The following is a 10,760-nucleotide window of genomic DNA, read 5'->3' on the forward strand; positions in this document are numbered from 1 at the left end:
GACTCGGTCTCGGAGGAACCGCTTGGCTGATCGATGGACGCTGCGCATGGTCACGCACCTTGGAGACTGAGCGCGTCTCCGCCAACTTACACGCTCACTCGCCAACTGAAGCGCCCAGTCACACCTCTATGGGGGCCGCGCCACTGCCGGAGACGATCACCCACTTGACTTCATGCCGGTCGATAGAGCTTGCTGTGGATGCCGCCACGGACCACAGCGCCCGGCGGCGCCCCGGCCGGGGCATGCACGTATCCGAAACCCACTTAATTTCCAGGGGATCCGTCATGCCCAAGAACAGCAAGACCACCACATCGAAGACCACGAAGAAGACCACGGCCGCGCCCGCCGTGACCACAACGGACGAGGTTTCGGCACCCACCGCCGACGCCCCGGGGCTGACCGAGCGGCAGCAGCTGCTGCTGGCCCGGCTGTCCCCGTCCATCGGGATCAGCGCCGCCGTGCTGGCCGCCGCAGCCGAGATCGGTCGCTCCACCGCCCAGCACGACTTGGTCGCGCTCGAGAACGCGGGGCTGGGCCGGCGGGAAAAGGGCGTCCAGGAAGGCGCCCGCCGCAGCCCCGACCAGTGGTTCCTCGCCGCCTCAGACTCCCCTGGGCACGCCGACGCTGAGGGCCTGCCGCAGGAACCAGATACCGCCGACACCGACACGGATCAGGCCAGCGAGCCGCTCACCGGGGCAGCGGCCGACGGCACCGCGTCAGATGCGGACTCCTCGGGCGAAAGCGAACCGGTTGCGACGGCCCCCGAGGGCGCCGAAGCCAACGCCGCCCATGACGCGACCGGCACCGGCACGGCGACCGACGCACCGGAAGTCAACGAGCCGCCCGCTGCGTCGACAGTCGACGCACCCGCGTCGACGGCGGACCCATCCGGCGACAGCGAACAGCTCGCGGAGACGCCCGCCGCCACCGAGACCGACGAGACGCCCACGGACAGCACCGCCGACGACACATCGGCGCTCGGACCAGAGGCCGCGCCGCAAATGCCAGCCGCTGCGGCAGCCGAGGAAGGCGAAGCACAGGAGAAGGACGCTGTCGACGCTGGTGCCGCGCCGCCCGCGACGCCGCCGACCAGCGACACGCCGGTGGAGGCAACGGCCGAACGTCTGGGCAAAGGGGCACTGCGGGCGCTGGTCGAGGTGCACCTGCGCGCGTACCCCGAGCAGGACTTCACCGCCGGACAGATCGGCAAGTCGTTGACGCGGTCCTCCGGGGCCGTAGCCAACGCCCTGGAAAAGCTGGTCGGCGAACACGTCGCCGAGCAGACCGGCACGGCGCCCCGCACGTTCCGGATAGCCGCTGACGCCGTCTCCACACAGGTAGATGCCTGACTATCGGACACCCTGTCAGGCGCGGCAGCGGAAACCCCACCGGATCCGCCGCCGACCGGCCCGGCCCCGGCCGCAGCCGCGGCGGCCGGGCCCGGAGGGCTGCATTGGCACCCGAGGGAGAGCAGCACGATAAGCGCCGACGGCAAGATCCATGCCCCGGTCGGCTGGCGGCTGCACGTCGTGTACGGACGCTGGTTCCGCGACCACCGTCGGCTGTGCGACGAGCCATGCGACGTGTGCTGTCACGAATGCCCGTGCCTGCGCTGCTCCGGCTGGTGCGACTGTCAGACTCCCCCGACACCGCCGGTCTACCGTCGCGACGACGATCCGTCCCAGCCGCGCTGACCCTTCCGCCGCCCCCATGCCGGGCGGCACCCCGCGAGGATGAACAACGATGATCGAGACGGAATGGCCCAGGTGGATGGCGGACTGCCCTGGGTGCGCGGCGCTGATCACCGCCGTGACGCAGGCGACCGCCGCCCGTCCGCACGGCGAGATCGAAGCCGTGCGCGACCATCTGGTCGACGCCCACCTGGCGCGGATTCCCGACTATGTCGAGGACTGCGCGAACTGCCAGGAATGGAGGGCGCTGGCCGCGAGCCCCGAAGGGCTGAAACCGAAGATCGTGCCGGTGTTGGGCCGAGAAGGACCTGCTGCACCGTGCCGGTCACCTGTTCCTGCCCTACGCCCCCTCCGCCTAACCGACGGCGCGAGCGCGAGCCCTGCCTCCCGGTGACCGCCGGGAGGCTTTCGCGCTGCCACCCGCCGCCACCGCGGTTGCCATCCCGGCGGCCCCGCCGCCGGGGCTGGAAGTCCGCGACCACCGACGCAGGCTCGTGGCCGGTTCGAACGCCGGGAGGGTGTCCGCCTTGCCAGCTCAAGGCTCGGCGCTGCACCGCCGCTCTGACCTCTGCACTGGACGCGGCCGTGCGGTGCGTGCCGCACGGCCCGTCATCCGTGTGTATGCCACCGATCGCGCCAAATGGATCTTCGAGTTAGCTTTTGGCCATGGCTGCTCGAGAGTCCGCGAACGCCGCGCGGAAGAAGGCGCGGGACCTGGCCGCCGCGTTGCTGGAAGCCGAGGATGCCGAACGGCAGCAGCGGGAGCGGGAACGGCGGAAGCGGATCACCGAGGCCGCGGCGAACATCGCCGGTAACGACCTGGAGATCGAGGAGCTGACGGCCAGGATCACGGAGCTGCGCGCGGACACCGCCCGGCAGCTGGCCGCGATCGTAGCCGACGGGGTGAGCGAGGCGAAGACCGCCGAAATGACCGGGCGCGAGGAGCGCGTGGTGAAGGCGGCGGCGAAGGCGGGCACCGCCGCTCGCACGCCGTCGCCGAAGCGCGCTGCCAAGCGCACGGTGGCCACGCAGGCAGCTGCCTGACCGCGCCGTTCACGACCCTGCGGCTCCGTCGATGGAACCGGCTCCCGGCCCGGGTACGGCCGGAGGGTTAGCGGCTGGCTCCGGAGGCTGCGCTGACGCCGATCTTGACGATCGAATACGTCTCCCGGAGTGCTTTGCGGCGCCATCCGCGTCCAAGGCTTCGCCCGGGCGTCGCGCCGGTGTGTCGGGTGTGTCGCACCCCGCTTTGTCGGATGCGGCCGGTAGCCTCGGACTCCTTTCCTCGACAGCCCAAAGCACAACATGTAGGGGTTCAAGTGATGTCTACGCCCAACATCGACGGCTCCGTCTCGCGCCCACTCCGGGTGCCTCGGCAGGTCCGGTCCGTCACGCACGACGTGCTGGTCGGGGAAGAACGCGAACAGGGCACGCTCACCGTGTCGTCGCTGCCGGACGTCGGCATCGTCGGGGTGGAGCTTCGCGTCGGGTCGCACGGAACCGCGCTCGCGGCGCTGGCCGAGGCGGCCTCGGCCGCGGTCACGCTGGGCCTGCTGCACGGGGCGCCGCCGGCAGCCTTCACCAGCAAGGCCCACCGCGTCGATCTGCCGATCGTGCTCGCGGCCGACCACTCCTGAACGGAGCTCGGCGGCGGCGGCCGGTCAGGTGAGCGTGGTGGTCGTGCCGTCCGGCAGCAGCGGGCCGATTTGTCCCCGCAGCAACTCCAGGCGCTCGACGGCATCGCGGCAGCGCAGCCCGAACACCACGCGGTGCTCGTCGCGGACGTTGTGCCGGTCGGCGAAGTCGATGCCCTCGGGGACGACGCGGCCGAAGGCCCGCGCCAGCACCGGATAGGGGTCTTGGCCGTGGCGGAAGTGCGGCAGCGGATGCACGACCAGGTGCCACCAGCCGTTGCGGTGGCCGTCGTCGACGCCGTCGTGCCGGACTTGCTCGGCCGGTCGGCCGAGTACCTCGGCCAGGTCGGGGATCGGCGGCCAGTGCGAGGCCGCCCACGCTCCTTGCCGCGCGCGGCCGATGCGGGCCCAGCCGGGTATCGCGTCGACCCGAGCGCCGGCGTCGACCAGCAGGCCGATCTGCGCCGTCACGTGCGGCCAGTCGCCGCGGTGCGGATCGTGCCCGCCGAGCAGGATCCCCGCCCACTGGGCCAGCAGGTCGGCGCGATCGCCGGCCAGGGACCGCAGCGAGGCCACGGCCGCCTGCTTCGGCCAGCGCCGGTGCAGTACGAGGCTTACGTGCCCGGACAGGCGCGCAATGGTGAGCCCGTCTCGGTCACCGCTGAACCCACTCACACCGGTGATCGTACAAACTTTCGACGCCGGTCGTCTTCATAGTCTCCCCGCCGAGGGTGAGGCTCCGGTTCGTTGACCGCGCGCCGGGAAGACGACAGGCGTGACTGCCATCCCGCTTCCCGGCTGCTGCAACTCCTGCGGCGAGCCGGTGATCCAACGACAGAAGTCCGTGGTGTTCGAGGGCCCGAATCTGCGCTACTCGGAACTCGGCGCGGATACGGCGGTCTTCCACACCCGCCAGTCCTGCCGGTTCGATGCCCGCGGCTACGACGAGGCATGGGCGCGCGCGGTCCCGGGGCGGGTTCAGAAGTTCCCCGGCTGGCTCGCCGGCGAGATGTTGCTGAAGCTGATCGAGGTCACCGAGGGTTTCGACCCCGAGGCCGAGCGCGGCGTGCCGGTGTCCATCCACCTAACCGGAGGCCCCTTCGACGGCACGTGCTGGAACGTCTCGATGCCGCAGGAGTTCCGCGAGGTGCTCTACACCGAGCCCGTGCCGCAGCCGCGCAAAGCCGAGCCCGCCGCCTGGTACGAACACGCCGCGGACTGCCCGTGCGGCGCCGCCGGGTCAGGACAGATGGCCGAAGGTGACCACGTCTACCGGGCCCAGCGGGCCGTCGGGGCATGATCCGGGAACGCCCGGTCGCCACCATGGGATTCCGGAGTCGACCCGGGCCGAAGTCTGGTCGGACTCGCAGTCGTCGGCCGAAAGCACAGTGACCTCCCGCAGCTCGCCGACGATCGTGCCGCGCCACAGCGGGACCGGCTCGCGCACGGTGTAGGAGGTAAGCATCGGCAGGCGTACGTGCACGCGGCCGACGTCACAGGGGCGGCGGTCCTGGTCTGCGGCCGTGTCGATCAGGCAGGAGTAGACGCGCACCGCGTCGTCCGGGTCGCCGAGCAGGAACGAGGCCGGTCGCTCGTCGTCGGCAAGGGCGTCGTCGGGGTCGAAGAACCGCGCCGTCGCCGCCAAGGTGATCACGTCGCCTACTCTTCCGCCACGCCCGCCGCATCGCCGACGCGACACGCAGGCCGTCCCGACGGAGAGGCCGGGGGTTCACACTTCCGCTGCGTGGGCGGGGGCCGATGTCGGAAGTGGTTTGCCTCGCGGGCGGCCCGGCCGTAATGATCACCGGTATGGGTGAGTCGTGGACGACGCTGGCGCAGATCGAGGGCAAGCGGGCCGAGCTGGAGCAGGCGCTGGGCGCCTCCTGGCGTTGGCCGGCGGCCTGGGCGATCGTGCACGAGGCCTGCGGGCAGATCGCGGTGGACCGGGTCAATATCGGCGAGGGGATGCTTGCGGCGCTGGTGCTCGCTACGGTGGCCGCCTGGCCGGGCCAGACCGGTTCGGTGCCGCTGTCAGCCGCCGGCCTGGATGCGGCGATCGCGATGCTCGCCCCTGCCGAGGCGTGCGACGAAGTGGAGCATCCGAACCTGCGCACCTGGCGGTATCTGCGCCAGGAGATCGGCGACGGCGGGTCCGCGGCCATCGTGGCGTTGGAGGCGATCGACCTGCCCGGACACGACGACCGGTTCGTGACCGCGGTGCTCGCGGCGATCCATCACGGCCGGGTGGAGAACCCGGACGGGACGACGAGTCTGTGGCGGCCGGTGGGCCTGGCCGAGTTGGCGCTGCTGGAGGAGTCGGGATTCACGGCGTGGCCGCCGCGTCTTCCCGACCAGCCGATTTTCTATCCCGTCTTGAACGAGCAGTACGCGGCGCAGATCGCCCGGGACTGGAACGTGGCCGCCTCGGGGTCCGGATTCGTCACTCGGTTCACGGTCGCAACTGCTTTCGCGCGCCGTTACCCGACGCGCCAGGCCGGGGGCCGGGGCCATCTGGAACTGTGGATCCCGGCAGAGGACGTCGAGATCCTCAACGCGCACCTGATCGGGCTGATCGAAGTGGTCGGCGAGCACCGCTGACCCGCGTCCAGGGCCAGGACGCGGGTCTGTGGGCGGGGATGCTGTCAGGCGGCGAGCAGGTCGGCCAGGAAGGCGGCGATGCCGCCTTCGCCGGGGCTGTGCACGAGGGCGTCGTGGGTCGTGTCGGTGAAGGCGCTGCCGAAGGCGGTGCGCTGTTCAACGGCCGCGCTGGGCTGGCGTTCGCGGCCTGTGGTCGTTCACGGCGGGCTCGGGTCCGCACCGTGCGGGCCGGGGAGCATCCCGGCCAGCCATGCGAACAGCGGCAGGCCCAGCGGCGCCGTCGCGGCCGACGCGGGGCCGGGGACGGCGTCGCGGGGCGGCAGCAGCCGGGTCCCGTGGTCATCGGTATGGGCGTCGCTGATCAGGCAGGACACGTACATCCGGCTCGGCCACACCGCCACCGTGATGATCGCCTCGCCGCGCAGCGGGGTAGCGCCGAGCGGGGTACGGGCGGCTGGGAGCTGAAGACGCCGTTCGGTTCGCCGTCGAGGTAGAGGTCGCCGATATGCAGGCAGGCGATGATCGCCTGGGCACCGAGGCCGGCGGCGGCCTGCTGGATGACGGCCTCGCCGACGGCGCGCGGCTGCCACAGGTTGACGGACAGCCCGACCGGCTCCCCGACGGCCGGACATAGCAGCACCTGCACCGGCAGCTCGTTGCTGTGCAGCCAGGCCAGCTCGGTTTCCCGATGCAGATGCTCGACGCCTCGGCGCAGCGCCTTTTCGCTCAGACTGGGCGCGTCGGGCTGTGGGGTGGCGCGCGGCGGCACGGGGCTCATGGCCTGCCCCCGGTGGTCTCCGGATCCGGCGGGTCGACCTCGAGAACCCGGCCGAGGATGCGGGCGATGCGGATCGCGGTGGAGTGGGTGCCGAAGGCGTCGGCGAACCCGCGGCACGCCGCCGCGCGGGCGCCGGGCGGCGCGAGGGGCTTGTACGAGTTGTGACAGAGCAGGAAGTCCCCGCGCTCTCGGATCTGTCCGGTCAGCTCCTTCAACCGGCCCGGCCCCAACTCCAGGCGCTCGTCTGGGCCGTTGAACACGCAGTCGTGGCAGCAGCGGGACATCATCACCAGCAGGCCGGACTGCTTGTCGATCGCCGACGGTTCGGGTTCGTCGTCGATCTCGACCTCGCACCCGTCGTCGTCGACTGCGACCGCCCAGGCGGTCGGGTCAGGGCCCCGTCCAGCGGAGTTCTCGCCGGCTGTCGGCAGGTCGCTGTTCTGGTTCATGCCTGCCCTCCGGACGACGGCTTGGTCACGGTGATCGTCAGTTCGTCAGCGCCGGACGGGACGGCGGTGATCGCGAACCGGCCCGTGCGATCGCAGCGGGCCTTTCCGCCTGCCAGCGACCGACGCAGGGCTTCGGCGCCGGCGTCCGCACCGGCTCCGGGAGAACGCCACGGCTCGAACGCCACCGCCCAGGGCGCCGGGAGCGTCTTGAGCACCGGGTTGACGGCGCAGACGACCTCCAGCCACGACATACAGCCGACGGTGCCGCCGATCGTCCCGGCCGGGCCGGTGACCTGCACGGTGTAGCGGGGCGGGTAGCTGCGCAGCTGCCATAGGTCGTCGTCTTTCGGGCCGCCGGGCCACTTCTCCCGCCCGGGGCTGCAGGTCACGATCCCGGCGCGCTCCAGCCGCAGGAACGCCTGCCGCACCGTAGACGCGGCGTTGCGGGTCGCGATCTGGGTGCGGTTGACGTTGAGAACGGCCTCCGACTTCTTCCGGAAGTAGGCGATGACCTCGTCCTCGGCGCTGGGCGAGTACCACGGCGGGATGGACCACGGGTTGTAGCGGTAGCCCGGACCAGCGGAGTTCGACTCCGCTGCCTGCAGGACGCTGCTCTGGTTCATGCCTGCTCCCCGAAGGGGATCGGGGCGTCGCGGTGGATGAACTGGTCGTCGCGGTACAGCTCCACCGGTATGTGTGCGGGCAGATCGTCCGGGGTGGCCAGCGAGGAGTCTTCGTCGGTGTCCTTGGTCCAGACGTTGTGCGGTCCGTTCGCGTCGGGACCGCCGGGGCGCGGTGACTGGGCGTCGCGGTGGACGAGGTCGTCGTCGCGGAACAGCTCCACCGGCGTGTGCGCGGGCAGCGGCTTCGTCGCGGACGGCAGCCCGTCGCGTGTGACGTCCCAAGTCTGGACGTTGATCGTCAATACCGGTTCCGGGCGTGTGAGCACCGCGGTGCTGATCCGCAGTCCTGGGTACGCGATGGTGGGCCTGCTGCGGTCGTCGTGGGCGAGCGCGGCCTGGTTCAGGTTCGCCGCCCAACCTTCTTCGATCATATTTGACAAACTCCTGATTTCAGGGTGAGGGCGCGCCGGGTCGACGCAGCGTGCCTGCGGGGGCGCGTTGTTCCGGTCGGGCGGCTGGTTGCCGCCGACGTGGGGCGGCTACAGCGGGAACGGCTTCCAGGTGCGGGTGCGCTGGTGCGGGATCGTCGCGATGACCGGCGGCTTCACCGGCGCCAATCGCTCGCCGAGGCCAGGGCACTGCTCGGGCGTGCTGTGGACCTGGAAATCGGTCAACGCCGCGACCAGCCCTTTGGCCAAGGTCAGGCGCAGCAATACGGCGAGGGCTGCCGGATCGGGCCCGGACAGCGGCACTGTGTGGGTGCCGTCGGCGAATGTGCCGGTTCTGGGGTCGGCCGTTGCGCCGCTGATAGCGGTGATCTGCCAGGTCCGCGGTGCGAGGAACAGGTAGCCGGCGTGGTTCAGGTGTGGGCAGGAGCGGGCCGCGGTCGGCGCGCACGAGCGGCATACCGGCGGGTTGTGACTCTCGAACGGAGTGCCGGGCTCGCAGATGTCCAGGTATTCCTGGAACACGGTGGCCGGTGTCATCCACAGATCGGCGGGCCCGGCGCAGATCTGGCATCGGCCTCGAGAAAGGCACATGCGCTGCCTGATGGCGTGGAGTCCGGCGAAGTGCGGGCGTCCGACCCCGGGTGACCAGGGCACTCTGGTCCACAGCACGCCGTACTGCCGGTCGGTGGGCTGCTCGTCGGTGTAGGTGAGCCAGGACCCGCCGGCGTCGCTGCGTCGCAGGATCAGGTCCGGGCTGGTGGTGCCGGCCGGGGTCTCGCTGTCCCAGGAGGCGATGTAGGGCACGGGGACGCCTCGGTAGACCAGCGGATTTCGCTCACTCATCGTCGCCGCCGAACACGAAGGCGGTGTGCTCGCCGGCGATCGCGACCGCGCCGGGCCAGTCCTCGGCCAGCAGGCGCGCCACGGCCTGGTCGTCGGGCAACGTCGTCCAGTCCGGGTGCCGGGCCAGAGCCCGGGCGAGCAGGGCATGGTGCAGGTCGGGGCCGACGATCGCGTCGATGCCGGAGCGGTCGGCGCCGTGGTGGCGGAACACGATGGTCCAGGTGCGGTAACCAACCGCCTGGGTGAGCGTGCCGATCCAGTCGGGCAGCGCGTCCGCGGCCCGGGCGTGGGCGTCGTCGGCGGCGGTGTCGAGGGCGCCGTGCCCGTCGGGTTCGGCCGGAGCCGCGTGGGTCTGGGCGGCGCGTATGGCGGCGTTCATCTGGCCGAGGACGGCCAGTACGGCGTCGCGGTCAACAGGGGTGTCCACAGGTGGTTCCTTCATCAGTGATCGGGTGTCAGGGGTCGGATAGGCCGGAGTCGGTGACCGGCCGGGTAGCGAGGCTGGCGCGATGGGCGCCGCACGCCCGTCGCGGCGTTGTCGCGGCGGGGTTAGCGGCGTAGGACGTTGACGCGCTCGCCGCCGATGAGTGGGGCGTTCTCGGGTCCGGCGCGGTGCAGGTCGATCCAGATCGGGCGGTGCTCGCCGCGCGAGGGGTACCACTGGTTTCGCCAGTGGCCCCGGACGTACCAGGAGTGCCGGTAGGTGCGTCCGCTGCCGCCGGGCTCGTCGTCGTGTTCGCGTGTCGGGTACTTCGTGGCGCGCAGGTCGACGTACCGGACCTCGGGATCGGTCTCTCCGCGCCGCCGGGCGGCGGTCTGCTCGGCGGTGGTCGCGGGCATCCGGGTTTCGGCGATGATGGTCTGGCCCATCACCAGGAACGTTGCGGCGACCAGTTTCTGCAGCTCGATCGTGGCTGCCGAGCCTTCGCCGTGCGGGTTGGTGTAGACCCGCGCTGGCTTCCCGTCTTCCTCGGCGTCCTGGGTCTCGACGTCGCCTGTGTCGTCGTCGGGGTCGTGCCAGGGCCCTGCGAGGTAGTCGTGGTCGACCGGTCCGTGCAGCACCAGCGGGGTGATGCGCTGGTAGAGGTAGCCGTGGCGCGGATAGACCTGTCCTGGAACCCGGTTGGCGGGTAGTTTCCCGCCGTGCTCGGCCAGCAGCCGGGCCATGCCGGGCACCGTGTAGCCCAGCTGCTCGCTGCGTTCGACGTAGCTGTTGGGGCACCAGAACTCCAGCAGCACCGTGTTCCGCCGCAGAGTCCAGGTGACCAGGGTGATCGGCCGGCCCTCGGGGTCGTCGGTGAGGGCCTCGTCGCGAAGCGGGGAGGCGAACAGCAGCAGGCCGTTGTCGGCCGGCAGGTCGTCGAGGTGCAGCTTGTAGCCGGTCAGCGAGGCTGCGGCGTGGTGGACCAGGGTGGAGGCGGCCGGGGCGACGTAGAACATCTCGGCGCGCGGCAGCAGGTGCCGCCAGCCCTCGACGATGCTGTCGGCGGCGGCCGAGTCGAACCGGGGCTCGCGCATTCCGACGGCCGCGGCCTGGTAGATCAAGCGCAGCCAGGTGCGCGCTCCGTTGCGGCCGGGGTCCTGGGTCCAGCCGATCATGGCGCGGCGGATCGCGGGCAGGTGGCGGGCGGTCGGCGCCGTGCCGCCCGGTCCGGCCGGTCGCGGCGCGGGTGCGGCTGCGCGCGTGGCCGGGCC

Annotated in this window: 16 protein-coding genes; 6 read left to right on the forward strand and 10 right to left on the reverse strand. The window is 71.4% G+C overall.

Annotation, left to right across the window (positions count from 1 at the left end):
* The first annotated feature begins 284 nt into the window (after positions 1-284).
* The 4 genes from ABD466_RS39115 to ABD466_RS39130 all read left to right on the forward strand — a co-directional run bounded on the left by ABD466_RS39115 (position 285) and on the right by ABD466_RS39130 (position 3,328).
* A complete protein-coding gene (locus tag ABD466_RS39115; RefSeq protein WP_344662345.1) occupies positions 285-1,349 on the forward strand; it encodes a hypothetical protein in 1,065 nt (354 codons plus the stop codon).
* A gap of 394 nt (positions 1,350-1,743) precedes the next feature.
* Entirely contained in the window at positions 1,744-2,085 is a 342-nt protein-coding gene (locus tag ABD466_RS39120; RefSeq protein ID WP_344662346.1) for a hypothetical protein, read from the forward strand.
* 272 nt (positions 2,086-2,357) lie between these two features.
* The gene (locus ABD466_RS39125) at positions 2,358-2,735 is read left to right on the forward strand and encodes a hypothetical protein (protein WP_344662347.1); all 378 of its coding nucleotides are present in this window, start codon (positions 2,358-2,360) and stop codon (positions 2,733-2,735) included.
* Positions 2,736-3,013: 278 nt separating this feature from the next.
* Entirely contained in the window at positions 3,014-3,328 is a 315-nt protein-coding gene (locus ABD466_RS39130; protein ID WP_344662348.1) for a hypothetical protein, read from the forward strand.
* Positions 3,329-3,352: 24 nt separating this feature from the next.
* On the opposite strand, the gene ABD466_RS39135 is transcribed toward ABD466_RS39130, so the two are convergent.
* Positions 3,353-4,000, reverse strand: a complete 648-nt coding sequence (locus tag ABD466_RS39135; RefSeq protein ID WP_344662349.1) for a hypothetical protein — start codon at positions 3,998-4,000, stop codon at positions 3,353-3,355.
* A gap of 100 nt (positions 4,001-4,100) precedes the next feature.
* On the opposite strand from ABD466_RS39135, the gene ABD466_RS39140 reads away from it, so the two are divergent.
* Complete coding sequence (locus ABD466_RS39140; protein ID WP_344662350.1) at positions 4,101-4,625, forward strand: hypothetical protein; 525 nt, start codon at positions 4,101-4,103, stop codon at positions 4,623-4,625.
* On the opposite strand, the gene ABD466_RS39145 is transcribed toward ABD466_RS39140, so the two are convergent.
* Positions 4,566-4,979: a hypothetical protein gene (locus ABD466_RS39145; RefSeq protein WP_344662351.1), complete on the reverse strand. Its 414-nt coding sequence runs from the start codon at positions 4,977-4,979 to the stop codon at positions 4,566-4,568. The two genes, ABD466_RS39140 and ABD466_RS39145, sit on opposite strands and share 60 nt — an antisense overlap.
* A gap of 590 nt (positions 4,980-5,569) precedes the next feature.
* Between ABD466_RS39145 and ABD466_RS39150 the strand changes: the two genes are divergently transcribed.
* On the forward strand, positions 5,570-5,923 hold the full coding sequence (locus ABD466_RS39150; RefSeq protein ID WP_425558851.1) for an ADP-ribosylation/crystallin J1: 354 nt from the start codon (positions 5,570-5,572) through the stop codon (positions 5,921-5,923).
* A 197-nt stretch (positions 5,924-6,120) separates the two neighbouring features.
* Here the strand turns inward: ABD466_RS39150 and ABD466_RS39155 are convergent, their stop codons facing one another.
* From ABD466_RS39155 to ABD466_RS39190, 8 genes are all read right to left on the reverse strand, one after another.
* Entirely contained in the window at positions 6,121-6,297 is a 177-nt protein-coding gene (locus ABD466_RS39155; RefSeq protein ID WP_344662352.1) for a hypothetical protein, read from the reverse strand.
* A complete protein-coding gene (locus tag ABD466_RS39160; protein WP_344662353.1) occupies positions 6,285-6,701 on the reverse strand; it encodes a hypothetical protein in 417 nt (138 codons plus the stop codon). Before ABD466_RS39160 ends, ABD466_RS39155 begins: the two co-directional genes overlap by 13 nt.
* Complete coding sequence (locus ABD466_RS39165; RefSeq protein WP_344662354.1) at positions 6,698-7,150, reverse strand: hypothetical protein; 453 nt, start codon at positions 7,148-7,150, stop codon at positions 6,698-6,700. Before ABD466_RS39165 ends, ABD466_RS39160 begins: the two co-directional genes overlap by 4 nt.
* The gene (locus tag ABD466_RS39170; RefSeq protein WP_344662355.1) at positions 7,147-7,773 is read right to left on the reverse strand and encodes a hypothetical protein; all 627 of its coding nucleotides are present in this window, start codon (positions 7,771-7,773) and stop codon (positions 7,147-7,149) included. Before ABD466_RS39170 ends, ABD466_RS39165 begins: the two co-directional genes overlap by 4 nt.
* Positions 7,770-8,204, reverse strand: a complete 435-nt coding sequence (locus ABD466_RS39175; RefSeq protein WP_344662356.1) for a hypothetical protein — start codon at positions 8,202-8,204, stop codon at positions 7,770-7,772. The genes ABD466_RS39170 and ABD466_RS39175 overlap by 4 nt, the downstream gene beginning before the upstream one ends.
* A 108-nt stretch (positions 8,205-8,312) precedes the next feature.
* Positions 8,313-9,065 (reverse strand): hypothetical protein, encoded by a 753-nt coding sequence (locus tag ABD466_RS39180; RefSeq protein ID WP_344662357.1) that lies wholly within the window; start codon positions 9,063-9,065, stop codon positions 8,313-8,315.
* Positions 9,058-9,492: a hypothetical protein gene (locus ABD466_RS39185; RefSeq protein ID WP_344662358.1), complete on the reverse strand. Its 435-nt coding sequence runs from the start codon at positions 9,490-9,492 to the stop codon at positions 9,058-9,060. Before ABD466_RS39185 ends, ABD466_RS39180 begins: the two co-directional genes overlap by 8 nt.
* Before the next feature lie 122 nt (positions 9,493-9,614).
* The coding region (locus ABD466_RS39190; RefSeq protein WP_344662359.1) for a hypothetical protein at positions 9,615-10,760 on the reverse strand (1,146 nt) is incomplete at its 5' end.

The organism is Catenulispora subtropica, assembly GCF_039531675.1.
In the GTDB taxonomy this organism is placed as follows: domain Bacteria; phylum Actinomycetota; class Actinomycetes; order Streptomycetales; family Catenulisporaceae; genus Catenulispora; species Catenulispora subtropica.